General features: G+C 60.3%; 24 protein-coding genes and 2 pseudogenes. 13 read left to right on the top strand and 13 right to left on the bottom strand.

Going from position 1 to position 24,554, the window contains the following annotated elements:
- The first annotated feature begins 24 nt into the window (after positions 1-24).
- From GKR99_15145 to GKR99_15160, 4 genes are all read left to right on the top strand, one after another.
- A protein-coding gene (locus GKR99_15145) for an IS630 family transposase (protein ID NKB28805.1) occupies positions 25-983 on the top strand; the annotation gives its coding sequence in 2 pieces (ribosomal slippage) (positions 25-366 and positions 369-983; 957 coding nt in all).
- Between the two features lie 129 nt (positions 984-1,112).
- On the top strand, positions 1,113-1,325 hold the full coding sequence (locus GKR99_15150) for a hypothetical protein (GenBank protein NKB28806.1): 213 nt from the start codon (positions 1,113-1,115) through the stop codon (positions 1,323-1,325).
- Positions 1,325-2,326: a hypothetical protein gene (locus tag GKR99_15155; protein NKB28807.1), complete on the top strand. Its 1,002-nt coding sequence runs from the start codon at positions 1,325-1,327 to the stop codon at positions 2,324-2,326. The genes GKR99_15150 and GKR99_15155 overlap by 1 nt, the downstream gene beginning before the upstream one ends.
- A 104-nt stretch (positions 2,327-2,430) precedes the next feature.
- Positions 2,431-3,801 carry a transposase gene (locus tag GKR99_15160; GenBank protein ID NKB28808.1) on the top strand — a complete coding sequence of 457 codons (1,371 nt, stop codon included), beginning with the start codon at positions 2,431-2,433 and terminating at the stop codon, positions 3,799-3,801.
- A 60-nt stretch (positions 3,802-3,861) separates the two neighbouring features.
- Here the strand turns inward: GKR99_15160 and GKR99_15165 are convergent, their stop codons facing one another.
- Positions 3,862-4,557: a hypothetical protein gene (locus tag GKR99_15165; GenBank protein NKB28809.1), complete on the bottom strand. Its 696-nt coding sequence runs from the start codon at positions 4,555-4,557 to the stop codon at positions 3,862-3,864.
- 740 nt (positions 4,558-5,297) lie between these two features.
- On the opposite strand from GKR99_15165, the gene GKR99_15170 reads away from it, so the two are divergent.
- Positions 5,298-6,053, top strand: coding sequence for a hypothetical protein (locus GKR99_15170; GenBank protein ID NKB28810.1), 756 nt, complete (start codon positions 5,298-5,300; stop codon positions 6,051-6,053).
- Positions 6,054-6,311: 258 nt separating this feature from the next.
- Here GKR99_15170 and GKR99_15175 read toward each other — a convergent pair whose 3' ends face one another.
- Positions 6,312-7,292: a sterol desaturase family protein gene (locus tag GKR99_15175; GenBank protein NKB28811.1), complete on the bottom strand. Its 981-nt coding sequence runs from the start codon at positions 7,290-7,292 to the stop codon at positions 6,312-6,314.
- A gap of 152 nt (positions 7,293-7,444) precedes the next feature.
- Here GKR99_15175 and GKR99_15180 point away from each other — a divergent pair, with 152 nt between their 5' ends.
- Positions 7,445-7,699 (top strand): transposase, encoded by a 255-nt coding sequence (locus tag GKR99_15180; GenBank protein ID NKB28812.1) that lies wholly within the window; start codon positions 7,445-7,447, stop codon positions 7,697-7,699.
- A gap of 65 nt (positions 7,700-7,764) precedes the next feature.
- Here GKR99_15180 and GKR99_15185 read toward each other — a convergent pair whose 3' ends face one another.
- The 3 genes and pseudogenes from GKR99_15185 to GKR99_15195 form a co-directional block, all read right to left on the bottom strand.
- Positions 7,765-7,908, bottom strand: a complete 144-nt coding sequence (locus GKR99_15185; GenBank protein NKB28813.1) for a hypothetical protein — start codon at positions 7,906-7,908, stop codon at positions 7,765-7,767.
- A 247-nt stretch (positions 7,909-8,155) separates the two neighbouring features.
- Positions 8,156-8,738, bottom strand: a pseudogene (locus GKR99_15190) (transposase).
- A gap of 266 nt (positions 8,739-9,004) precedes the next feature.
- A complete protein-coding gene (locus tag GKR99_15195; GenBank protein ID NKB28814.1) occupies positions 9,005-9,871 on the bottom strand; it encodes a branched-chain amino acid aminotransferase in 867 nt (288 codons plus the stop codon).
- Between the two features lie 143 nt (positions 9,872-10,014).
- Between GKR99_15195 and GKR99_15200 the strand changes: the two genes are divergently transcribed.
- The 6 genes from GKR99_15200 (at position 10,015) to dxs (ending at position 15,288) form a co-directional block, all read left to right on the top strand.
- A complete protein-coding gene (locus tag GKR99_15200) occupies positions 10,015-10,515 on the top strand; it encodes a MarR family transcriptional regulator (GenBank protein NKB28815.1) in 501 nt (166 codons plus the stop codon).
- Positions 10,512-11,210 (top strand): response regulator, encoded by a 699-nt coding sequence (locus GKR99_15205; protein NKB28816.1) that lies wholly within the window; start codon positions 10,512-10,514, stop codon positions 11,208-11,210. Before GKR99_15200 ends, GKR99_15205 begins: the two co-directional genes overlap by 4 nt.
- 104 nt (positions 11,211-11,314) lie before the next feature.
- A complete protein-coding gene (locus GKR99_15210; GenBank protein ID NKB28817.1) occupies positions 11,315-12,250 on the top strand; it encodes a histone deacetylase family protein in 936 nt (311 codons plus the stop codon).
- Positions 12,247-12,489, top strand: coding sequence for an exodeoxyribonuclease VII small subunit (locus GKR99_15215; protein ID NKB28818.1), 243 nt, complete (start codon positions 12,247-12,249; stop codon positions 12,487-12,489). Before GKR99_15210 ends, GKR99_15215 begins: the two co-directional genes overlap by 4 nt.
- Positions 12,490-13,350, top strand: a complete 861-nt coding sequence (locus tag GKR99_15220; protein ID NKB28819.1) for a polyprenyl synthetase family protein — start codon at positions 12,490-12,492, stop codon at positions 13,348-13,350.
- A 9-nt stretch (positions 13,351-13,359) separates the two neighbouring features.
- Positions 13,360-15,288: a 1-deoxy-D-xylulose-5-phosphate synthase gene (dxs, locus tag GKR99_15225; GenBank protein NKB28820.1), complete on the top strand. Its 1,929-nt coding sequence runs from the start codon at positions 13,360-13,362 to the stop codon at positions 15,286-15,288.
- 75 nt (positions 15,289-15,363) lie between these two features.
- Here dxs and GKR99_15230 read toward each other — a convergent pair.
- The 7 genes and pseudogenes from GKR99_15230 to GKR99_15260 all read right to left on the bottom strand — a co-directional run bounded on the left by GKR99_15230 (position 15,364) and on the right by GKR99_15260 (position 23,135).
- Positions 15,364-16,322: pseudogene (locus GKR99_15230) on the bottom strand (IS630 family transposase).
- Between the two features lie 80 nt (positions 16,323-16,402).
- A complete protein-coding gene (locus GKR99_15235) occupies positions 16,403-17,662 on the bottom strand; it encodes a lytic murein transglycosylase (GenBank protein ID NKB28821.1) in 1,260 nt (419 codons plus the stop codon).
- A gap of 102 nt (positions 17,663-17,764) precedes the next feature.
- The gene (rnr, locus tag GKR99_15240) at positions 17,765-19,990 is read right to left on the bottom strand and encodes a ribonuclease R (GenBank protein ID NKB28822.1); all 2,226 of its coding nucleotides are present in this window, start codon (positions 19,988-19,990) and stop codon (positions 17,765-17,767) included.
- A 31-nt stretch (positions 19,991-20,021) separates the two neighbouring features.
- The gene (locus tag GKR99_15245) at positions 20,022-20,609 is read right to left on the bottom strand and encodes a DUF2064 domain-containing protein (GenBank protein NKB28823.1); all 588 of its coding nucleotides are present in this window, start codon (positions 20,607-20,609) and stop codon (positions 20,022-20,024) included.
- Entirely contained in the window at positions 20,606-21,754 is a 1,149-nt protein-coding gene (gene dapE / locus GKR99_15250; protein ID NKB28824.1) for a succinyl-diaminopimelate desuccinylase, read from the bottom strand. Before dapE ends, GKR99_15245 begins: the two co-directional genes overlap by 4 nt.
- Before the next feature lie 27 nt (positions 21,755-21,781).
- Positions 21,782-22,783: a TIGR00341 family protein gene (locus GKR99_15255; GenBank protein ID NKB28825.1), complete on the bottom strand. Its 1,002-nt coding sequence runs from the start codon at positions 22,781-22,783 to the stop codon at positions 21,782-21,784.
- Positions 22,784-22,799: 16 nt separating this feature from the next.
- A complete protein-coding gene (locus tag GKR99_15260) occupies positions 22,800-23,135 on the bottom strand; it encodes a hypothetical protein (GenBank protein ID NKB28826.1) in 336 nt (111 codons plus the stop codon).
- A gap of 107 nt (positions 23,136-23,242) precedes the next feature.
- Here GKR99_15260 and GKR99_15265 point away from each other — a divergent pair, with 107 nt between their 5' ends.
- The gene (locus GKR99_15265) at positions 23,243-24,298 is read left to right on the top strand and encodes a transporter substrate-binding domain-containing protein (protein ID NKB28827.1); all 1,056 of its coding nucleotides are present in this window, start codon (positions 23,243-23,245) and stop codon (positions 24,296-24,298) included.
- On the opposite strand, the gene GKR99_15270 is transcribed toward GKR99_15265, so the two are convergent.
- Positions 24,299-24,535 carry a GlsB/YeaQ/YmgE family stress response membrane protein gene (locus GKR99_15270; protein NKB28828.1) on the bottom strand — a complete coding sequence of 79 codons (237 nt, stop codon included), beginning with the start codon at positions 24,533-24,535 and terminating at the stop codon, positions 24,299-24,301.
- Positions 24,536-24,554: the final 19 nt, after the last annotated feature.

A 24,554-nucleotide genomic window follows, 5' to 3' on the forward strand; every position in this document is an offset into this window, starting at 1 on the left:
TCATCCTGTTTGGGAGGATGGATCATGTCAGCACCTTTGCCATCTGCGCTTCGGATACGGTTTCAGAGATACATTGAAGAAGGGTTGAGCGGGCGCGCGGCGGCGTTGCGGTTGAAGCTGTCGCCTGCCACAGGCGCGCGGTGGGCGCGTCAGGTGAGGATGAAGGGTCATGCGGAACCTGCCCGGCAGGGACCGCCGCGCGGCAAGGGAAAGCTGGCTCCGCATCGGGAATTCTTTGAGGAGTTGATCGCACAAGACCCTGACATCACGCTCTTTGAGTTGCGTAATGCGCTGGCCGATGCAGAGGGTGTGCGGGTGCATCACTCCTCCATCGCCAACCTTCTGTCCCGGCTCGGCTTCACGTACAAAAAAAGTCGCTGGTCGCAACCGAGCGCCGCCGCGCCAAGGTAAGGCAGCAACGGGCCGACTGGTTCAGATACCGCTCGCCAGCCATTGCGACCTTTCCTGAGCGCGTTGTCTTTATTGACGAAACCGCAGTGAAGACAAACCTCACGCGCCTACGCGGCAGAGCCAAGCGCGGTAAGCGCCTGACGATGGATGCGCCCTTCGGAAGCTGGGGAACCCAAACCTTGATCGCGGGCCTGACCCAAGGCGCGCTGATCGCACCTTGGGTCATCAAGGGAGCGATAGATGGCCCCGCCTTCGCGGCCTACATCCGCGAAGTGCTGGTCCCCGAGATCAACCCCGGCACTGTCGTCATTCTCGACAACCTGGCAACCCACCGGAATAAGGAGGCGACGCAGGCTTTACGCAATCACGGCTGCTGGTTCCTTTACCTGCCACCGTACTCGCCCGACCTGAATCCCATCGAGCAGGCCTTCTCTAAACTGAAAGCCCATTTGCGACGGATCGGGGCCAGGTCCTTTACCCAGGTCTTCGAAGCAATCGGAGCAATCTGCGATCTCTACGACCCAGTAGAATGCTGGAACTACTTTAAGGCCGCCGGATATGTCTCAGGTTAATGTCGAAACGCTTTAAGATCCGGGGCCTGCCTCAGAACCGTCCAGGACCGCGATTTCCTGATCTATGGCTACTTCTCAGCCGCGACGCCTTCGGCACTTGTCCGCGTGTTTCAGGCCTACGGCTGCCACATGGCCATGCAGTTGGACATCAACTCGCAAGAGCACACTTATATGGCGCTATACGCCAAAACCGATGACGGAACGGGGATCGAGGCGCAGCATCTTGTCCAGGGCATGAAGCTTATTGATATCAAGTTGCGGGACGGGACGCGGATACCCAGGTTTGTGGGATTTTCCGACAATCGTGACTTCCTCTATCTTCTCAGAAAAGAACCCGAGTGATGCGACACAGCTTACTTTTGTCAGCGATGATCGGACTGGCGCTGTCCGGACCTGCGTTTTCGCAGACGCTGGCGGAAAACAACGCGGCCATGTTTGAACAGATGAAACATGCGCGCGGGCTCAGCGATGCGACGATATCGCGGATAAAGGAGGTTTTCGCCGGTTCTTCCGTGATCGGTCAGGGCAATCCGGCAATTACTCGCCATCCGCTTACACCCGAACAAGCTGCTGCAAAAATTGGCGGTTCAGGCGAAAGCGTCTATCGGAATGATCAGTTCGAAGAAGTATGCGGCGCGCGCTACATGGCGCCGCTTTATGATCCTGCAACCCAATCCGCATCTGATGCCACGGTCTGCATCGACATGTTCGAATATCCGAACGTCCCGCTCGCCTACCCGGTCGTTTGGGTCCGTGCAGACGAAGCGGCGCGGATTTGCGCGGCCGAGGGCAAGCGCATGGCCGACGCGCATGAATGGGAGGGCGCATCCGCAGGGGCCCTTTTGCCGCCAGAATACCGATTTGATCTGGCGCGTGGCCTGGGGCTTTCCGCAGCAGTCGGTCGACTTCGAAAAGCCCATAACGCGAAATGGGCGGCAACGGCTGACCAGTTCTCAATAGGAAAGTGGCGCCCGGGCGTCTGCGCAACCGGCAGCGCCAAATCGCCCGGATGCAATGGCGGCAGCTTCAGTGGTTGCGGCTCGAACACCTATCCAACGGGCAGTTTTCCGGCCTGCAAAAGCCCGCTTGGGGTCTATGATCTGGACGGTAATGCCGCCGAGCACATGAACCTGCCGCTGGCCGAGGATCAGATGGCCAGCCGGGGTAGCACGAAGCTGGGCGTGACCGAGATGAAGGGCAGCTGGTTCATCTGGGATACCATCCGCGCCCACAAACACTGGTCGCGCTGGCGTGCTCCTTTCTGGCACGGAACACGAATCATGGCGACCAACAGTCACCACAATTACCATCTGGGATTTCGCTGCGTGAAAGACCTGCGCTGATCAGTTCGACAGCGACGCAATCAGACGAACGATACTGTTGAAAAAGTCCGTTGATTGGCCGCGCACGCTCTGATTCACTTGTTTTGAGGGTGGAGGGTTCGGCGATGATGGGTCCAAGGCAAGTTGCGCAAGGCGCGCTGTTCTATGAGTTCTCGATCGAGAGTTTTGTGCCGAAGGATCATCCCGTCCGGGGAATTGATCGCTTCCTTGATCTGACAGGTGTGCGCCCCTTGCTCGCTTCATACTACAGTGCCAATGGCCGCCCTTCGATTGATCCTGAACTGATGATCCGCATGCTGTTGTTGGGCTATTGTCAGGGCATCCGTTCCGAGCGACGGCTTTGCGAAGAGGTTCATGTCAATCTGGCGTATCGTTGGTTTTGTAAGCTTGATTTGGCTGATCCAGTGCCCGACCATTCGACATTCTCTAAGAACCGGCATGGCCGTTTCCGCGAGAGCGGTTTGTTCCGACATTTGTTCGAGGTCGTTTTGCAGCGCTGCATGGATGAGGGGCTGGTTGGCGGCCACAGCTTTGGTGTTGATGCCAGTCTGATCCCCGCGAATGCAAACCAGACGCGCGGCGTTGAAAGCAAAGACGGACTGCCAGCAGATCTGACGTCCCGTGCCGTCGACGAATATCTCGAGACGCTGGATGATGTGGCCTTCGGTGCTGCGACCAAGGTCGTCCCCAAATACATCTCACCGGCTGATCCAGCAGCGCGTTGGACTGGGGCTGACGGGGGAGCCGCCTACTTTGCCTATTCCACTAACTATATGGTCGATTTGGATAATGCAGTCATCGTGGACGTCGAGCCGACGGCTCCGATCCGGCCTGCAGAGGCGCGGGCAGCAAGGGAGATGATCGATCGTGTACATGAGCGGTTTGGCATCAAACCTGACAAGCTTGTGGGTGATACGGGTTACGGATCAGCCGAGATGTTGGGCTGGCTTGTGGACGAACGTCAAATCGAACCCCACATTCCGGTCTGGGATAAGTCAAAACGAACTGACGGCACATTCTCACGCGAAGACTTTGTCTACGACCCGGCGACCGACAGCTATACTTGCCCGACCGGCAAAGCCTTGCAAACATATCGGCGGAACTTCTCAAAACCGCGAAAGCCCAATGGCAGCAAAGACGGGTTCATCAGATACCGAGCCTCAAAGCACGATTGCGACGCATGCCCTCTGAAGTCGCAATGCTGTCCGAAGGACGACGGCAGACGCCTTATGCGGTCCGTTCACGAAGCCGCCCGAGACGTCGCTCGCGATATCCGAAAAACAGATGCCTACATGACGTCGTTCATCCAAAGGCGGAAGGTTGAAATGCTCTTTGCCCACCTGAAACGATACATCGGCGTGCAGATGATGCGGCTTCGAGGACCCAAAGGCGCAACCGAACAGTTCCAACTCGCAGCAACAGCTCAAAACCTCCGGAAACTGGCGAAGTTGGTGCCAGCAACAGTGCCAACGTGAAAGAAAACGGCGCGCGGCCGCCTCTCGCTCAACAACGCGCCGACCAAAACATCGACTTCTTCAACAGTATCGAACCGAAGCGCGAATTGGCCCCTCATCGCTGATCAGCGCCGCAAAGCGGGCATCGGACAGCAGATCACTCAATTCAACCGGTCGCCCGTTAACGTAGGCCGTTCGGCTGACCAGCCGTACCCCATGCGAGTAATCTGCATAATACTGTCCGTGAACCGTGCTGAGCGGCTGGATCGGCCGACCATTGATCCGATGCCACCCATAAATTGCCACCCGCCCCGGTTTGGAGCGCAGGCGGTTGGACAGCACCAGGTCTTTGCGGTGCCCGGCCGTAAGGGTTCCGTTTTCGGCATCGGCAGCAACCAGTTGGCGCTGGATCGTTGCATTATGCCGGCGGATATAATTGTTCGAGGTCATCTGCGAATTCGGTGTCATCGGCTGCGGTGCCAATTGCACCCCGGCATCGGCGTAGATCGCATCGACCATCCGCGTGGTTGGAAGCATGAACCCCAGGCCGTCGGCGATCTTCGCCGCGGCGGGCAGCCCCATCGGAACCCGTACATGGTCTGCGTCGTCGCCGATTGCCACGTAATCTGGCGTGACACAGATCGTCACCGTCGTATCATCTGATTTCAGCGTAACGGGCGTCAGGTTTCGCATGAAGTCGGGAATGTTCCCGGCAAGAACCTGTGCCGCAATACGGCGGTCACGCTCAGCCCCGCCAAGGCCCGAAAGCGCAGCCATAAACTCGCTGCCCGAAGACGCGCCTGCGCGCCGAGGGGGGATATTCGACCCATCGGGATCCGCGCAATTGTGCGCTGCTGCGAGAACACCATTCTGGCCATTTTCCAAAATCCCATCAGGCCTGGTAAGCGGGTGCGATGCCCGTCCTGCGACGTCGGGCCGCGGCTGCGGCCGCAGCGACGTCGTCAGCACGCCGGGACGCGCCTGTGCCATCGTCTCAGCCCGGTCCTGCCCCGCGGTCACACCAGCATTTGGCCGACTGGCTGGCCGTGACTGCGACGGAACGAAGACCACCACTTCAACACCGGAGGTATCAGACTGTGGTATTTCCGCGCTTTTGGGGACCAATTCATTCACCAACAGACCAGCGCCAACGATCGTCAAGACGATCAACAACCCAATAGTCGCCACAGCCCAATCCTGCGCTGTGCGTCCCGAACCTGCTCGCGCCGCTATTCCTGCGGCTTTGTTTCTCAACCAGCTCGACATGAGACCTCAATACCAAAGAAGGCGGCTCTCGATCACCATGTTTGTCGCATGTCAACGGTAGATGGTGGAATCCCGGCGGAAACGCGCCGTCATCTGGTGAAATTCTCACGCATTTCGGGTAATCCGCATGGTTTGGCACGAAGGTTGAATGTCGTGCACACCCTTCATAAGTCATCGGTTCGGCACCATACCCAGTTTGGGCGCGCTGCCATCATTCATCAAATGGGCGAGAAAACCCGCGAAAGAACACCATGGCACAAGTTGATCTTCCCAAATTCCCGACGCGACCCGGGTATATGACCGAAAAGATTCAGCGGGATTATATCCAGGCCGCTGTGGTGAAGGAACTTTTGCCAAAGGAAGCCCATCGTATGGCTGACGTCCTGTCGCTGACGGCGCCAAGTGATGTGTCCAAGCCGATCCAGTTCTGGCAATTGTACTCGGTGCTTGGTCAGGACCCAATCGTAGAGATCATCCAAAGCTTCTATCAACGGGTGTTTGAACAAGCCGATTGGTTCAGGTCCGTTTTCGAACGTGTGGGTGGCATAAACCACCACATCAACACGCAAGCATCGATGTGGATTGATGTGATGGGCGGCGGGCCGTACTACCACGGTGCAGAATTCCGGCTGAACTTTCATCACACGCACAATGCGATGCAGTTGATGAACGACAAAGGAGCGGACCTGTGGTCCAAACTCATGCTCGATACGCTGGAGGCATCATCGCACCTAACGGCCGATGATCCGCGCATTCGGACAAGCATCAATACGTTTCTGTCGTTCTTCATGGGCAAATACGCCAATGATTTTGCATTTCAGAACCGCAGTTTTTTCGGTGAAACGAACCCGCTGTACAAGCGAAAGATCAACTTCATGAATATGACTGAACAGGCAATCGCGGCGCTAAGCGAAAACGAACTTGCCGAGGCACTGTCTGAGCGTGGGGTCGACGTTTCTGAGTACCAGGGCAAAGCGGCAAAAGTGAACAAGGCGCTGATGATGTAGTCGTCTTCGCCGATAGACATTTCGTTCCGAGCTTCTGTTGCAGCGGCATGTTTGCCATACGGCATACCAAACTGGAAACTGGAATTTAGGACGGCTTTCGCGAATTGCGCGCGCTATTGAATGAAGGCAGTGCTGATCATTTCCATGCTGGCATCGGAGGCTGTGTTGCCTTCTTCTTCTCGGGCGACTTGGATGTTGGCAGGTTGACGGTTGCCCTTGGTTTCCAACAGGTCCTCGACGGTCATAAGCACCCGTATCTTAACTTGCTATCATGCGTTTGCGCCGCTCTTTGATCCGTGTATCGGCAGCGCTTGTGCCGTCATGAAACGATCCGAAGAATTTGTCCCACGGAATTTCAAGTGAGCCATAGTTACATTCAAAGTAACGGTGGTGCATTTGGTGGTGAAAGGTGCCCAACGCCAACCGGTTCTCATCCTTCACCACCAGCCCTTCAAATCCCGTATGGGTCGTGACTGCGGTGAGGGTATAATATTGCAGGTGGTACAGAATATGCACGGGGTGGGCGGCCACGATCCAGTGGATCAGGACCGAACCCAAGAAGATCGCATGTTCAACCGGATGCATCGACAAGCCAGACCAAGGACCAACATTGATGTTGCGATGATGCAGCGCGTGCACGTGTTTGTAGAAGAACGGAATATGTAGAAAGCGGTGTATCCAGTAGAAATAGAAGCTCTCCCAAATCGGGATCAACAAAAACATCCCAATGAACCAGAAGGGATGTGCCGTAATGGTGAGCATCGGGGCGTGGCCATTCGCCAAAGCCCAGAACATGAGCGCTTCGTATGCGGTCCAGATTGTCACGCCGCTGGCGAGTGTCCAGAAAATATTGTCGCGAATTTGCCCACCAAGGGTGAACTGACGCCCATTTTTCATCAATGGACGCGGGTCATAGCGCAATTTTTTGCCCTGTTTGCTATAGGAATAGAAATACAGATGCAGACCGCCCGCTACCACCGTCATCAGGATCAGATTGCGCACCAACATCTCAGCAATCCAGCCGAAGGCCAGTGTCTTGGTTTCCTCAAGGGGGGGCTGGAACCAATAGAACGACACGAATGCAATACCGACAATGATTAGTTTCTCACTGATCAGGAACCAAGAATTCCAAACCCAGCCGAGCACCTCAACAGGACGCAGAGGCCACCGAAAGAACGGCGATACTTTGATCGGTACATTCGGAACATGGTTCCAACCTTTGACAGGTGTATCGTCCATCGATTTGACCTTCGTGTGCGCAACGCCTTGGACAGTTTGTCAGATCGCAGTATGCCTGAAAAACAAATTCAACATGATAGGGTCTGTTGATGTTCAGGATTCCCAATTGATCCGAGTTCTTAGTCAAGGTTGCAAACAACAGGAGAGCAGCCTTGATCCGTTTCGTTCTAACCGATGCACAATGGGGGTTGATTGAACCGCATTGCCTTGGGAGGATATCCGATCCTGGCCAAACCGGGCGTGACCCGCGCCTTTGCGTCGAAGCCGTGTTGTGGATGGTTCGAACCGGCGCACAGTGGCGAGAATTGCCAGTTCGCACACGCGCTCATGCCCGTGTTCTGTATTGGCCAGCCGCTCCCTATGGTTGTTGGGCAGATTGTGTTGAAAAACTCCGTTTTAGGGCCTGAACGATGATTTTTCTTTCCATGCAGCCCGATCCTAAATTTTTGGCGCGGGGGTCGGCCCAAATCGCCTACATGCGCTCACGCGCAGCCATGCGCTGTCTCGTGGTCAAAGCTTTCCGACTATTTCGCTTCATAGGTTTTCGCAAGAAATCCGCGACGCTCTGATTTCGGAGTTTTTCAACACAATCGGCAAGCAACGAAAGTCCAGCCAATCGCGGCTGACATCTATGCCGATGAGTGTAGTCTGTGTTAACGTGTCCATGTTCTCTTCGTTCTGATCCGTGGTCCAACCTGGTCACATCCAACTATCTGAGATGATGAAGAGAGACGGTGTCGGCTCGCTAGCAAACGTGGTCAAACCCACAAGGCTCAGACGCCATACACCGCCCCGTCAGTAACCTCGGCCAATGTTGCTGACGGAGGCGGCATAGCATTCTCGAGATACAGAATGGTCAGGTCTCATTGCCAGTAATTAACGAGCGCTGCGAGGACGATGGATGACAGGAAGACTTTCGGGCATCTATCTTATCGGGTGGCCAGACGCCGCCAATCCTTCAGCCTGCCGAACATGATCTCGATGCGGTTGCGCCGTTTGTACCGGCGCTTGTCGTACTTCACAGCTTTCCTGCGCTGCATTCGACGGGGATACACGCGCGTATCCCTTTGTCGCGCAAAGCTTCTGTGAACCAGTCGGCGTCATAGCCGCGATCCCCTTTTTGACGCCCATGCTGGTCACTTTGCGGTTTGCCTTCGGGTAGGTGGCATCGATCATCACGGTCTTCTCCTCGCCATGCTAGGCAGCCAGACCCTCCATCATCCGGGCAAAGATGCCCTTATCACTCCAGCGCTTACATCGATTGTAGTGCGTCTTGTGTGGGCCATCGGCAGCGAGAGCATCGCGACGCCTGAAGCCAGTGCGATTATCAAAGATTATGCCGCTCAGCACGCGCCGGTCATCGACGCGCGGCTTGCCGTGGGACTTCGGGAAGAAACGCTCAAGACGCGCCATTGGCGCATCCGTCAGCCAAGAAAGATCAGACAAGTTCACCGCTCATCTTTTGGACCGTGAAGCACGCGGCTAGGCAGAAATCAATGGGTCCTGGCCCCAAGCGAGTATCGACTGACCTGCCATCCCCGGCGTAATGCTTTGCGTTAGCTGGGCCTCGGTATCGGTCGCGAAGATTTTGACATTGTTCGCGGCCTATCCCTTTGGTCGAATGCGGAATCCGAAAAAGTGAGTCTCAACATATCGTCGATCACCCGCCTTTATGCGAGCGAACAAACGAGTCAATGATAAGTCGACACCCTTCAGGCGCGCACCAATTTTTCATATCCTTGCGCGATGTCGCGGGTGATTGCGCCGACTTCGAAGTTCCAGTCGCCGATCTGACCAACGGGGGTCACTTCGGCGGCGGTGCCGGTCAGCCAGCATTGTTCGAACCCTTCAAGTTCCTCGGGCATGATGTGGCGTTCGTGGACCTTCAACTGGCGATCCTTGCACATGCCGATGACGGTCTGGCGGGTGATGCCGTTCAGGAAGCAATCGGCGTCGGGGGTGTGGACCTCTCCGTCTTTTACGAAGAAGATGTTTGCGCCCGTCGCCTCGGCCACATAGCCGCGATAGTCGAACATCATTGCGTCGGAACAACCCTTCGCCTCGGCGGCGTGCTTGCTCATCGTGCAGATCATGTAAAGGCCGGCGGCTTTGGCGTGACTGGGGATGGTTTCGGGGCTGGGGCGTTTCCATTTCGAGATATCGAGCTTGGCGCCGCGCGTCTTGGCGTCGCCGTAATAGGCGCCCCATTCCCAGGCTGCGATGGCCAGGCGAACCGGATTGCGGGCCGAAGCGACGCCCATGTCTTCGCCCGCGCCGCGCCAGGCGATGGCGCGGACATAGGCATCCTGCAACCCGCTGGTGGACAGGACTTCGGCCTTCGCGGCCTCAATCTCATCAACTGTCCAGGGGATCTGAAAATCGATCTGATTGGCAGAAAAATGCAGCCGTTCCGAATGCTTGCGGGATTCGAAAATTTTGCCGTTGTAGGCGCGTTCCCCTTCAAAGACTGCGCTGGCATAATGCATCGCATGGGTCAGGATGTGGACGTTGGCGTCGCGCCAATCGACCATCTTGCCATCCAGCCAGATTTTCCCGTCGCGATCAGAATATGCGGTCATTGTCGCCTCCGTTTGCAAAAGTTGCGCAAATTAGGTCAGAATAGGACATTTTATTGCGTTATTTCTGGAGTTTGCTAGCGATTGATTCTTGGAATGTCAACAAGGCTGACGTATTGTCGCGCAACAGGCTTGGAGGCGCGGCTATGTCGGACGGTGGTGGTGGTGGCGAAGGATTGCTGTTCCTGACGGATGAGCAATTGCGCAAGGGGATCGAGGCAATGTTCTTTGCCTATCGTGGGTTTACCGCCGATCCGGACCGGATATTGAGCGAGCAATCCTATGGGCGCGCGCATCACCGGGCGGTGCATTTCATCAACCGCTCGCCCGGGACGACGGTGAACAATCTGCTGTCGATTCTGGGCGTGACAAAGCAATCGCTGAACCGGGTGCTGCGGACCCTGATCGCGGATGGGTTGGTTGAAAGCCGGGTCGGGACCGTGGACCGGCGGGAACGTCACTTGTTTCTGACCGAAGCAGGCGCGGCGCTGGAACAGACGCTGTCAGACGCACAGCGCGACCGGATGCGCGCTGCCTATCGCGCGGCTGGACCGGAATCGGTTGCGGGATTCCGGCGCGTTCTGGAAGCAATGATGGACCCGGACCTGAAGGCGCATTATGCCACCCTGAAGGAGCGCAGCACATGAGCGGTAACGAAGCCCATCTTCTGATCGTTGACGATGACGAACGCATTCGCGGTCTGTTGCAGAAATTCCTGATGCGGCACGGCTTCTGGGTCAGTGCGGCGCGGGATGCCGCCCATGCGCGTCGCCTGCTGGACGGTCTGGAATTCGACATGATCGTGCTAGACGTGATGATGCCAGGCGAAGACGGTGTCAGCCTGACCCGAAGCTTGCGCGAAGAAATCGCAACACCGATCCTGCTGCTGACCGCCAAGGGCGAAACGGAAGAACGGATTGCTGGGCTTGAGGCCGGGGCGGATGATTATCTGCCCAAACCGTTCGAGCCCAAGGAACTGTTGCTGCGCATCAACGCCATCCTGCGCCGGGTTCCGACCGAGATGGATAAGACCGGCCCGAAGGTCCTGCACCTTGGCCCGGTGCGCTATGACATGGACCGGGGAGAGATGTGGCGCGGGGAAGAGTTGATCCGCCTGACGGCCACGGAAACGCAGCTGATGCGCATATTCTCGGGCAAAGTGGGCGAGGCAATTGCCCGGATCACGCTGGTCGAGGAATTGGGCCGCGACGGCGGGCAGGCCCAGGAACGCGCTGTTGATGTGCAGATCACCCGGCTCAGGCGCAAGATCGAAAGCGATCCGAAACAGCCCCGGTATCTGCAGACTGTGCGGGGTGAAGGATACATGTTGGCGCCGGATTAGGGTCGATTTTTCTGGGAAAAATCGTGCCTCCGGCGGGGATATTTTTGGGTCAATGATGGTGTCGGTGGCGAAAAACAGAACTGCCGCGCCTTAGGAAATCGGCAATGACAACAGCATTATTTACGCACTCCGGCGGGCTGGATCATCTAACGCCGCCAGGCCATCCCGAACGGGTGGAACGGTTGGCGGCCATTCATGCGGTTCTGAATCAGGATGCATTTGCCGGGCTTGATCGCCGCGAAGCGGGGCTGGCGGATCGCGCCGAGGTATTGCGCTGTCACCCCGAGGATTACCTGGCGCGGGTTGAAGCGGCAATGCCCGCTGACGGCTGGACCTCGCTGGATGCGGACACGCATTTGTCGCCCGGGTCGCTGGAGGCGGCTTTGCGCGGGGTCGGCGGCTGTGTTGCGGCGGTGGATGCGGTGATCGCCCGTGAGGTTGCGAATGCCTTCGTCGCCATGCGCCCGCCCGGCCACCACGCGGAAACCGCGACTGCGATGGGATTCTGCCTGTTCGGCAATGTGGCGATTGCGGCAAAGCGGGCGCTGGACCATCACGGGCTAAGCCGTGTCGCGGTGGTGGACTTCGACGTGCATCACGGCAACGGCACGCAGGATCTGCCGTGGGATGAGGCGCGGGTGCGTTTTGCCTCGACCCATCAAATGCCGCTGTATCCGGGCAGCGGGGCCAGCCACGAAGTTGGCGCGCATGGTCAGATCACAAATGTGGCGCTGCCGCCGGGCTCCGGCGGGGCCGAGATGCGCTCCGCCTATGACCGGGTGATCATCCCTATGTTGGAAGATTTCGCACCAGAGATGATCCTGATCTCGGCCGGGTTCGATACGGCGGCGGCCGACCCGCTGGCGAACCTCAACTGGACAACCGAGGATTTCGCCTGGGTCACCGGGCGGATTTGTGACGTGGCGGATGCGCATTCTGGCGGGCGCGTGGTCTCGACACTTGAAGGTGGCTATGATCTGGATGCGCTGGCCGAAGGCGTGGCAGCACATGTGCAGGTTTTGATGGAGCGGGGCGGATGAGCGATAAGAAAGTCGCAGATATGAGCTTTGAAGAGGCGATGGCGGCGCTGGAATCCGTGGTCGCCGAGTTGGATTCCGGCGATGTGCCGCTGGACAAGTCTATCGCGCTTTATGAACGCGGTGCGGCGCTGAAAGCCCATTGTGAGGCGCGCCTGAAAGCGGCCGAAGAAAAGGTCGCGCAGATCACCACGGATGAGGCTGGTGAGGCGACGGGGGCAACGCCGGTCGACGGGTTGTAGATGTCGCTGGACGACAGTGCCCGAAGGGTCAGTACCGCGCTGAACCTGGCGCTCGATGCGTTTCCAGACTCCGACCTGACGGCGGCCATGCGCTATGCCTGTAGTGGCGGCAAGCGCCTGCGCGCCCATCTTGTGATTGCCGGGGCAGCGATTGTCGATGTGCCGCAGGCCCGCGCCGATCGCGCAGCGGCGGCGATCGAGGCGATGCACGCCTATTCGCTGGTCCATGATGATCTGCCTGCGATGGACGACGACGACCTTCGTCGGGGCCAGCCCACCGTACATGTGAAATGGGACGAGGCGTCGGCGATTCTGGTCGGCGATGCGTTGCAATCGCTGGCATTTGAACTGCTCAGTGATCCGGCGACCCACGCTGATCCGGCGATTCGGGCAGAGTTGACCCTGACCCTCGCGCAGGCCGCAGGGGGTGCGGGCATGGTATTGGGCCAGGCCGAGGATATTGCCGCAGAAACGGCTCTAACCCCGCTCAATCTGGATCAGATCACGGGCTTGCAGGCGCGCAAGACCGGGGCGCTGATCGGCTGGGCCGCAAAGGCGGGGGCGCGGTTGGCGGGCGAAGACACCGGCCCCCTGGGCCGATATGCCACAGCGCTGGGCCTTGCCTTTCAGATCGCCGATGACATCCTGGACGTGACGGGTGATGCCGACCGGGCTGGCAAACGCCTGCGCAAAGATGCCGAGGCGGGCAAGGCGACGTTCGTGTCGCTGCTGGGTTTGAACGGCGCCAAAACACGGGCCGAGGCCTTGGTGGATGAGGCGCTGGCAGCGCTCGAACCATACGGCGCGCGGGCCGATGCGTTGCGTGACACCGCCCGCTTTGTTATTGCCCGCGATGCCTGAAGGACGCTGATGACTGATCGCCCCGAAACCCCGACGCTGGATCGCGTTTCCCTGCCCGCCGACCTGACGGGGCTGAGCGACGCCGACCTTTCGCGGCTGGCCGATGAGCTGCGCGCCGAAACGATCAGCGCGGTCAGCCAGACAGGCGGCCATCTGGGGGCGGGCCTTGGGGTGGTCGAACTGACCGTCGCGTTGCATGCCGTGTTCGAAGCGCCCCGCGACCGGATCATCTGGGACGTGGGGCATCAGTGTTATCCGCACAAGATCCTGACCGGGCGGCGTGATCAGATCCGCACGCTGCGTCAGGAAGGCGGGCTAAGCGGATTCACCAAACGCAGCGAAAGTGCCTATGACCCGTTCGGGGCGGCGCATTCCTCGACCTCGATTTCCGCTGCATTGGGCTTCGCCATCGCGCGCGATCTGGGTGGCGCGCCGGACCACGGGATTGGCGATGCAATCGCGGTGATCGGCGATGGCGCGATGAGTGCGGGCATGGCCTATGAGGCGCTGAACAACGCCGGCCATCTAGGCAAGCGGATGATCGTAGTGCTGAATGACAATGAGATGTCGATCGCTCCGCCGGTTGGGGCCATGTCGTTTTATCTGTCCCGCCTATATGCAGGCGCGCCGTTCCAGGAATTCAAGGCGGCCGCAAAAGGCGCGGTCAGCCTTCTGCCTGAGCCGTTTCAGGAGGGCGCGCGCCGGGCCAAGGAAATGCTGAAAGGCATGACCGTGGGCGGCACGATGTTCGAGGAGCTCGGGTTCTCTTACCTCGGCCCCATCGACGGGCACGATCTGGAGCAGCTTTTGCCGGTACTGCGCACGGTGAAAGACCGCGCGGATGGGCCCGTTCTGATCCATGTGATCACAAAGAAGGGCAAAGGCTATGCCCCGGCCGAGACAGCTCGGGATCGCGGTCATGGGGTCGGCAAGTTCGACGTTTTGACAGGCGAACAGGCGAAGGCCGCCAGCAACGCGCCGTCTTACACCAAGGTCTTCGCGCAATCGCTGGTGGCCGAAGCGGCAGATGATCCGATGATCTGCGCGGTGACGGCAGCGATGCCGGACGGCACCGGGCTGAACCTGTTCGCCGAACGCTATCCGACCCGTTGTTTCGACGTCGGCATCGCCGAGCAGCACGGCGTGACCTTTGCCGCCGGTTTAGCGGCGGGCGGGATGAAGCCGTTCTGCGCTATTTACTCGACCTTCCTGCAACGCGGATACGACCAGGTGGTGCATGACGTCGCAATCCAGCGGTTGCCGGTGCGCTTCGCCATCGATCGGGCCGGGCTGGTAGGGGCCGACGGGGCGACCCATGCTGGCGCCTTTGACATCGCCTATCTGGCGAACCTGCCGGGATTCACGGTCATGGCGGCCGCGGACGAGGCAGAGCTGGTGCATATGGTCGCCACTGCGGCGGGTCACGACGCAGGACCGATCGCCTTCCGCTTTCCGCGCGGCGAAGGGGTTGGCGTCGATCTGCCGGAACGCGGCACCCCGATGGAGATCGGCAAAGGCCGCATAGTCAGTCAGGGCAGCCGCGTGGCGCTCTTGTCCTTCGGAACCCGACTGGCCGAGGCCGCCAGCGCCGCCGAAGCACTGACGGCGCGGGGAATATCCGTAACAGTTGCTGACGCGCGATTTGCCAAGCCGCTGGACCAGGACCTGATTACACAGCTGGCCCGCAATCACGAAGCGCTGATCACCATCGAAGAAGGCGCCATCGGCGGTTTCGGCAGCCATGTGGCGCAGTTTCTGGCGGAACAGGGTCTGTTGGAAACGTGCCTCAAATACCGCTCAATGGTCCTGCCGGATATCTTCATCGACCAGGCCAGCCCGGCCCGGATGTATCAAGTTGCCGCGCTGGATGCCGCCCATATAGAGGCCAAAGTCCTGGCGACGCTGGGTATAACCGACATCGCCAGCAAACGCGCCTGACCCCGTCTTTTCGCCAAAAATACTCCGGGGGGTCTGGGGGGTTGGCCCCCCAGCCTGCCCTAAAGCGTTTCGACATTAACCTGAGACATATCCGGCGGCCTTAAAGTAGTTCCAGCATTCTACTGGGTCGTAGAGATCGCAGATTGCTCCGATTGCTTCGAAGACCTGGGTAAAGGACCTGGCCCCGATCCGTCGCAAATGGGCTTTCAGTTTAGAGAAGGCCTGCTCGATGGGATTCAGGTCGGGCGAGTACGGTGGCAGGTAAAGGAACCAGCAGCCGTGATTGCGTAAAGCCTGCGTCGCCTCCTTATTACGGTGGGTTGCCAGGTTGTCGAGAATGACGACAGTGCCGGGGTTGATCTCGGGGACCAGCACTTCGCGGATGTAGGCCGCGAAGGCGGGGCCATCTATCGCTCCCTTGATGACCCAAGGTGCGATCAGCGCGCCTTGGGTCAGGCCCGCGATCAAGGTTTGGGTTCCCCAGCTTCCGAAGGGCGCATCCATCGTCAGGCGCTTACCGCGCTTGGCTCTGCCGCGTAGGCGCGTGAGGTTTGTCTTCACTGCGGTTTCGTCAATAAAGACAACGCGCTCAGGAAAGGTCGCAATGGCTGGCGAGCGGTATCTGAACCAGTCGGCCCGTTGCTGCCTTACCTTGGCGCGGCGGCGCTCGGTTGCGACCAGCGACTTTTTTTGTACGTGAAGCCGAGCCGGGACAGAAGGTTGGCGATGGAGGAGTGATGCACCCGCACACCCTCTGCATCGGCCAGCGCATTACGCAACTCAAAGAGCGTGATGTCAGGGTCTTGTGCGATCAACTCCTCAAAGAATTCCCGATGCGGAGCCAGCTTTCCCTTGCCGCGCGGCGGTCCCTGCCGGGCAGGTTCCGCATGACCCTTCATCCTCACCTGACGCGCCCACCGCGCGCCTGTGGCAGGCGACAGCTTCAACCGCAACGCCGCCGCGCGCCCGCTCAACCCTTCTTCAATGTATCTCTGAAACCGTATCCGAAGCGCAGATGGCAAAGGTGCTGACATGATCCATCCTCCCAAACAGGATGAATCACAGATCAGGTCTCAAGGGAATCCCTCGCGATTCAGGTTCAAGCCGAAACGCTTTAGCCGCGCAAATGGTCCAGCATTTTCTTTGACGGATACCCGTCGGGGATCAACCCGACCGAGGCCTGGAACCTGCGGACCGAGTTGATCGTCAGGGGCCCGATGATCCCGTCAACGCCTCCGGTCGAATACCCCATCGCGGTCAGCAGACGCTGCATTTCCTGCTTTTCATCAAAGCTCAGCGGGCGATCATCGCGCGGCCAACTGGCCTTTATCGGGTCCCCTCCGGCAATCCGGTCGGCCAGATGCCCGACACCGATCACATAGGCATCGGCGGTGTTGTAATGTTCGATCACGTCGAAATTCTCGAAAATCATGAAGGCCGCCCCATTGGCCCCGGCTGGCAACAGGATCGAGGCCGGGCCGTGATCCACGATCGGCTTGCCGGATGCAGCCCCGATGCCGATGGCCGCCCAGGCTGAGGGCAATTTGCGATTGGTCCGCTTTGCCAGCGTGTAATCGAACCCGTCCGGCAAAATGACCTCAACCCCCCAGTGTTGCCCCTTCTTCCAGCCGAACTTCGCCAGGTAATTCGCGGTCGAGGCCAGCGCATCACCGGGGTTGTCCGACCAGATATCGCGCTTGCCATCGCCGGTGAAATCAACGGCGTATGCAAGGTAACTGGTCGGAATGAACTGGGTATGCCCCATCGCCCCGGCCCAGCTTCCGGTCATGCTGCGCGGGGCGACGTCACCGGACTGGATGATCTGAAGCGCGCCGATCAATTGTTTTTCAAAGAACCGGCCCCGGCGCGTGTCAAAGGCCAGCGTGGCCAGCGCCTCGACCATGGGAATATCACCGCGAAACGTGCCATAGGCGCTTTCCAGGCCCCAGATGGCCGCGACAATATGGGCGTCGACGCCGTATTCCTCTTCTATTTCGCCCAGCAGTTTGCGGTTTTTCGCAAAGGCCGCCCGCCCGTTGGCCACACGCGCATCCGACGCGGCACTGTCGAGGTATTCCCAGATCTGCTTGGTGAATTCGGACTGGTTGCGGTCACGTTTGATCACCGTAGTGTTGTTGCGGATACCCCTCAGCGCCGAGTCCAGCGTTTCGGCGCGAATTCCGGCGGCCTGCGCGCGTGGGCGAAACGCGGCGAGCCAGCTTTGCAGCCGGGCATTCTGATCGGCCTGAATCTCGACCACGGGGCCCTCCTGAATTCGCGCCTTTGGGTGAGGCGATGTCGTCGGGGCCAATGATTGCGCCAGCGCGGGGCCGGTCACAAGGACCAGCGCCATTGCAACGTTCAGAAGTCTCATTGCTGCACCTGTTTGTGGGTGTCTGCTGCTCAGGCGGGAGTATAGCGGATTGCGATTCGGCGGGGAAGCGTGGGGCGGCAGCCTTCGGCAAAGCGCCGCCCGTCAGCGGCGATTGCGGCGGATCTTGCGTTTGCTTTTGCCGGATTTACCTGGCCTTCCAGGGCGGGACTGCGGCTTTGGCATGGCTTTGCCGTCGATCTCCAGCAGTTCCAGCATCAGGCCACCGGTGACCGGAACGGCTTCGGCAAGCCGGGTCAGGACGCGTTGACCAAGTGTGATCACAAGGCCGCTGTCGCTGCCGGTCAGCGTCTGGGCATCGGCGTCATGGCGAAAATACTCGCGGCCTAGCGTGCGGATCGGGATCAGCCCGTCGGCGCCGGTTTCGTCAAGTTTCACGAAGACCCCGAAGCGCGCGATACCGGCGACGCGACCGGTCAGTTCGGCGCCAACACGTTCGGACAGGAAGGCGGCCAGATAGCGGTCGGTGGTGTCGCGTTCGGCCTCCATCGAGCGGCGCTCGGTCATTGAAATCTGGATCGCGGTTTCAGGCAGGCGCTGCGTTTCAGCCTCGGCCAAGCCGTCGTCGGCCCAGCCGTGGGCAGCAATCAGGGCGCGGTGGACGATCAAGTCGGCATAACGCCGGATCGGCGAGGTGAAGTGGGCATAGGCCCTGAGCGCCAGCCCGAAATGGCCCAGATTGTCGGGGCTGTAATAGGCCTGCGTCATGCTGCGCAGGGTCGAAATATTGATAAGTTCGGCATGATCAGACCCTTCGGCCTGCGCCAGCAGGCGGTTCAGATGGCTGGTCTTCAGCACCTGCCCCTTTGCCAGCGTCAGGCCGGAGGCTTGCGCCACCTCGCGCAGCGCCTCCAGCTTTTCGGGGCTGGGGGCCTCGTGCACACGGTAGAGCAGCGCCTGTTTCTTCGCCGCCAGCGTTTCAGCGGCGGCGACATTGGCCAGCACCATGAATTCTTCGATCAGCCGATGGGCGTCGAGGCGTTCCTTGAATGCGACCGAGGTGACGGTGCCGTCGTCATCCAACTCGATCCGCCGTTCCGGCAGGTCCAGTTCCAGCGGTTGCCGTTTGACGCGGGCCTTCAAGGTGGTGCGCCAGGCGGCGAACAATGGTGTGATCACATCTTTCATCAGCGGCGCAACCTTGTCGCCCGGTTTGCCGTCGACCCCGTCCTGAACCTCTTGATAGTTCAGGGCAGCGGGAGAACGCATGAGGCCGCGCACAAAACGATGCGCGATCTTGTTGCCGCCGGCGTCGATCTGCATGCGCACCGCGACGCAGGCGCGCGGAACGTTTTCGTGCAGCGAACATAGATCGCCGGACAGGTGATCGTGCAACATCGGCACGACACGATCCGGGAAATAGCTGGAATTGCCGCGCTTCCACGCCTCGGCATCCAGCGCACTGCCGGGGCGGACGTAGTGGGCGACATCGGCAATGGCGACCCAGACGATGTGGCCGCCGGGGTTCTTCGGATCGTCATCGGCATGGGCGCAGACGGCATCGTCGCGATCGCGGGCGTCGATGGGGTCAATTGTGATCAGTGGGATGCCGGCCAGGTCTTCGCGGCCTTCCGGACCGGCCTCGGACATCGCTTCGGCTTCGGCCAGAACCTCAGGCGGAAATGTGTCAGGGATGCCGTGCTGGTGGATCGCGATCAGCGACACAGCGCGGGGGCCGCTGGGGTCACCCAGCCGGGCGCGGACCTTGGCCTGTTGCAACCCCATGCGGCCTTTCGGGCCGGTCGCCTCAGCCTCGACCAGTTCACCGTCCTTTGCCCCTTCGGCCGCCCCGGCGGACACGCGCCATTCGCGATCTGCGCCCTTGTCGATGGGCAGGATCCGTCCGCCATCCGACCCGGCGCGGTAGATGCCGATGATCTTCTGCGGTCCCTGCCCGATGCGTCGGATCACGCGGGCCTCGTGGCTGTGGGGTTCGCCTGCAACCTCGGTCAGGCGGGCAAGGATGCGGTCGCCCTCGCCCAGCGCTGGCGGTTCACTGCGCCCGACGATCAGGATCACCGGTTCCGGCCCGTCGCCCTGCCAGTCCATCGGGCGCGCCAGCAGGTCGCCATCGCGGTCCGGGCCGGTGACGGCAAGGACCGACACGGGCGGCAGGCGGTTCGGGTCGCGATAGGTCTTGCGGCGCTTGTCCAGGTGGCCTTCGTCCTGCAACTCGCGCAGCAGCCGCTTCAGGTCGATCTTCGCCGCCCCTTTCAGGCCGAAGGCGCGGGCGATGCTGCGCTTGTCGGTCTCGGTCGGGTTATCGGCGATCCATTGCAGGATCTCGGGCTTGGAGGGGAGCTTGGCCATAAACAGCGCCTAGCACGGGAATGCGGTGGCGTCATTCATGTTTGTCGGCAAGATCGGCGGCTGTGTCCACGTCGCGCAATGTGTCGACCCGCGCAACCGGGCCGGGCAATGTTGTCACCGTATCGGCCATGGCGTGGGGCGTTGACCAGCGCACGTGGTGAAACAGGGTCTTTGGCGGCGTGGCCGCGCGCTTCAATCCGATCAGCCAATAACCGCCGTCAGGGGCCGGGCCAATGACCGAAGCGTTATGCCCGAGTGCGGTGAAGGCACGCGCGATGTGATGCCGGGTGATGCCGGGAATATCGGCGCCTACAATCACCACCGGCCCCGGCGGCAGGGTGCGAAACAGCCGCCCCATCCGCGCGCCCAGATCACCGCCGCCTTGCGCAACACGCGGTAGATGCGCAGGCCAGATACGGCTGCTGAGGCCTTCTGTGTCGGGTGAGACGACCAGGATGGTCTGCCAGCGGCGATCCTCGACCCGGCGCAGCAGGGCGCGGGTCTGATGGCGGAACCACCAGGCCGCGCCGGTCATGCCGATGTCGCGACCCAGGCGGGTTTTGACACGCCCCGGGCGGGGTTTCTTGACCATGACGATCAGCTGCGGTGTTCGCATCAGGCGGCGAACCAATCCCGCAGGATACGCGAATAGATCGCTTTCAGTTGGTGGATATGGGCGACGGTGACGCGTTCGTCGACCTCGTGCATGGTTCTGCCGACCAGCCCGACCTCGACCACCGGGCAGTGATCCTTGACGAAGCGCGCGTCCGAGGTGCCGCCGCTGGTGGATAACACAGGCTCAACGTTGGTTTCGGCTTTGACGGCGGCGGCGACAAGGTCCGACAACGCGCCCGGCGGTGTCAGGAAGCTTTCGCCTGATATCTGGGTCGTCATTTCGATGCCGATGCCGGTTTCTTTGGCGATCTTCGCCGCCTCTGCCAGAAGCCATTCTGTCAGACTGCCCGAGGTATGGGCATCGTTGAACCGGATGTTCACAGTCGCGCGGCAACTGGCCGGGATCACGTTGTTGGCCGGATTGCCGGTATCAAAGGTGGTCACAGCCAGGGTTGAGGCATCGAAATGCTCCGTGCCTTCGTCCAGCGTGGCCGTGGCCAGCCGGTCAATCAGCTGGGCCAGTGCCGGCACCGGGTTTTTGGCGCGATGCGGATAGGCGGAATGGCCTTGCTTGCCGGTGGCCGTGAAATAGCCGGTCATCGAACCGCGCCGCCCGATCTTGATCATCTCTCCCATCTCATTCGGGCAGGTCGGCTCACCCACCAGGCAGGCGGTCATCCCTTCGTCCTGATCCGCCATCCAGTCGAGCAAGGCCACGGTGCCGTCCGTCGCGTCACCTTCTTCATCGCCGGTGATCGTCAGGATAATCGCGCCATCTGGCGGTGAGTCAGAAACAAAATCCAACGCGGCCGCGACGATGGCGGCGACCCCGGATTTCATGTCGGTGGCGCCCCTGCCCCACAATTGGCCATCGCGGATCGTGCCGCTGAACGGATCGTCAGACCAGTCTGCCGGGTCGCCAACGGGCACCACATCGATGTGACCGTTGAAGCCGATCGTTCGTGCATGACTCTTATCGCCCCAGCGTGCGAAAAGGTTGGAAATGCCATTGCGGTCCACCCGCGTGCAGGCGAAGCCGCCCGCGCTGAGCACTTGTTCCAGCAGCACCAGCGCCCCGCCTTCGTCCGGCGTGACCGAGGCGCAGCGGACAAGTTTCTGGGTCAGGTCGACGGGGTCGGTGTCTGGCATGTTATCCTCGAGGCTGTTCGCGGGTGTTCATAGTCCAGCGCCGCCAAAGATTACCAGCCCTGCGACAACCAGCGCCAGAAGCGCGACCCAGATTGCAAGGCTCCACCGGACTGAGGTGTCGTGGCTGTCGGCCAGCCAGCCGCGCGGGCGGATGCCTTTGAGGATGAAAACGACCTGTGCGGCCAGAGTGATCGCAACGACGTTGGCAATCACTGTGGCCAGGGCGCGCAGCGCCTGTACGTATTCTCCGCCGCCGACCAGCAAACCGATGGCGGCCAGGGGCGGCAGCAGTGCAGCGGCAACCATGACACCCACCAGGGCAGAGTTGTTGTTCTGTGTGACCATCAGTGCTGCCGCCGCACCGGACGCAAGCGGCAGCGCCGCGGTTGTCAGGCCCAGCGGATTATTGAACGTCACAAGGCCCGCGTCCAGACCGGGCGGCAGGACCAGCCCAAGCAGACCGCCCGCCAGCAGCGATACCGCCAGGCCCGCCGCGAAACTTTTGGCGGCAATCCACAGCAAGTTACGATTGCCAAGCGCGGTTCCGAACGCAAACGCCAGGATCGGGCCAAGCAGCGGCGCAATCACCATCGCGCCGATGACAACCGCGACCTGCCCGGTGCTGAGGCCGATGGCCGCCACCACAGTCGCCAGCGCGACCATCAGCAGATAATCCCGTGACAGGATCGCACCACGCGACACATCGACATAGATTTCTTCGCGCGCGGCCTGCGAATTCTCAGCCTCAAGCTTCGCCTGTTTCTCCTCATCCACGATTTCGGGCAGGACGACTTCGGTTGCATTCGTAACCAGTCGCCAGCCGTAAACCGCGCCCAGCGCATCGGTTACATCGTCAAGGAAGTCCTGGGTGCGCGGCGTTGCCAGAACGACGCTGAAGACGACCGATTTGTTATCACTTCCGTCCGCATCATTGCGCCACCAACTGTGGGAACCGGCGTCCCCGATGATCCCGACAATCTTATCGGCGGAACCTTCGGGGACCGACAGGTGGATCAGGCGATAGGGCATGGCCGCCTCCCCTGGGCTATTTTTCGTAGAAGGGCGTGGCCTGGGCGACGATGACCGCGTTTTCGGCCAGCGCACGGTCCATCATCGCGCGCTCATCCTCGGCGATGTCATGACCGTCGGCCAGACGTTCTTCCAGCGTTCCGTATCCGGTGACATCCAGCGGGGCCATATCAGCCTGTTTCAGGACGGCGACGGTTTCGCGCACCGCCTCGCCCTCATCCACGCCGGAGGCATAGCAGACCAGCGCCGCGCCGGTGGCCCCGTCGGGCAAGCCGTCACGGTGGTTTCGGCCCACCTCGACAAGCAGGGTGAAGACCTGCTGCGCACGCTTGGGCGCGTCCGTGTTGGGCATTTGGGATTGCGGCATCCGCGCCCGTCTCCTTTGCCAGCGGCGGCATCCGACTTGGCCGGACCGCCGTTTTGACATATCAGATCAGCAGACGTCGAACAGTAGGAAACATGAATCGACTTTGCCTTCTTGTGTTGCTGGCCGTTTGGGCGGCCCTGCCGGTTTCTGCGCAGAGCGGCAAGCTGACAATTGCCACGGTCGAACGCCCGCCATTCGCCTTCGTCGAAGACGGCGTGCTGACCGGCTTCAGCATAGACCTGATGCAGATGATCGGGCGCGAGATCGACGCCGAAATCGACTTCGTCGTCGCCGACGATTTCCCCCGGATGCTGAACTCCGTCGAAACCGGCGGGGTGGATGGGGCCATCGCCAACATCTCGATCACTGGCGCGCGCGAGGCGGTGATGGACTTTTCCCTGCCGATTTTCGGCAGCGGTTTGCAGATCATGGTGCCGGTGGACGTGGATCAACCGAGTATTTTATGGGCGTTCGCGAACCGCCAGGTCGGGCTGGCCATTCTTGCGGCATTCGGTGTTCTTCTGGTGATCGGCATGCTGATCTGGGTGTTTGAGCGCAGAAAACAGCCCTACTTCGATCACGGCGCCAAGCAGGCGATGTTCCCTGCATTCTGGTATGCGCTGAATATGGTGGCCAGTGGCGGGTTTGGCCAGAACTTGCCACGGTCGGTCCTGGGCCGTTTGTTTGCAGTGACGCTCGTCCTGTCAGGCGTTCTGATGGTTGCCATGCTGGTGGCCAGTATAACAACCGCGATGACCCTGCGCGCGCTGGAGGATCAGGTAGACAGCATCAACGACCTGGAGGGGCAGCTTGTCGCCACCACGGTCGGGTCCACGGCAAGCGAGTTCCTGACCCAGCTGGAAGTGGCCCACATCACCTTCGTGGACTTTCAGGCGTTGCTTTGGGCCTTTGAGGATGGAGAGCTGGACGCTATCTTCTTCGACGGCCCGCTGCTGGCCTATTACGTCCGCACCCAAGGACGCGGCAATGCGCGGCTGGTCGACCGCATATTCCGCCCGGAAGATTATGGCATCGCGCTGCCTCAGGGCAGCGACCTGCGCGAACAGGTCAACCTTGCGCTCCTGACGATTCAGGAGACGGGCGCATATGACGAACTCTACTTCAAATGGTTCGACCCGAACGGGTGATCAGCCGCGGATCTGGCGCGCGCCCCAGATCAGCAGACAGGCACCAAGAACGGCAATGATGAAGTTGCCGACAAAGCCGTCACCGCCGATCCCCACCAAACGCAGAAGCGCGCTGGCAACAACCGCGCCGACGATCCCCAGCACCACATTCATCACAATACCGGTGCTGGCTTTCATGATATTGCTGGCAAGCCAGCCCGCAATCCCACCGACAATGATGGCAATCAGGATATTCATGGCGCGGCCCTCCCCGACC

The sequence above is a fragment of the Paracoccaceae bacterium genome, from assembly GCA_012103375.1.
Lineage (GTDB): Bacteria > Pseudomonadota > Alphaproteobacteria > Rhodobacterales > Rhodobacteraceae > WLWX01.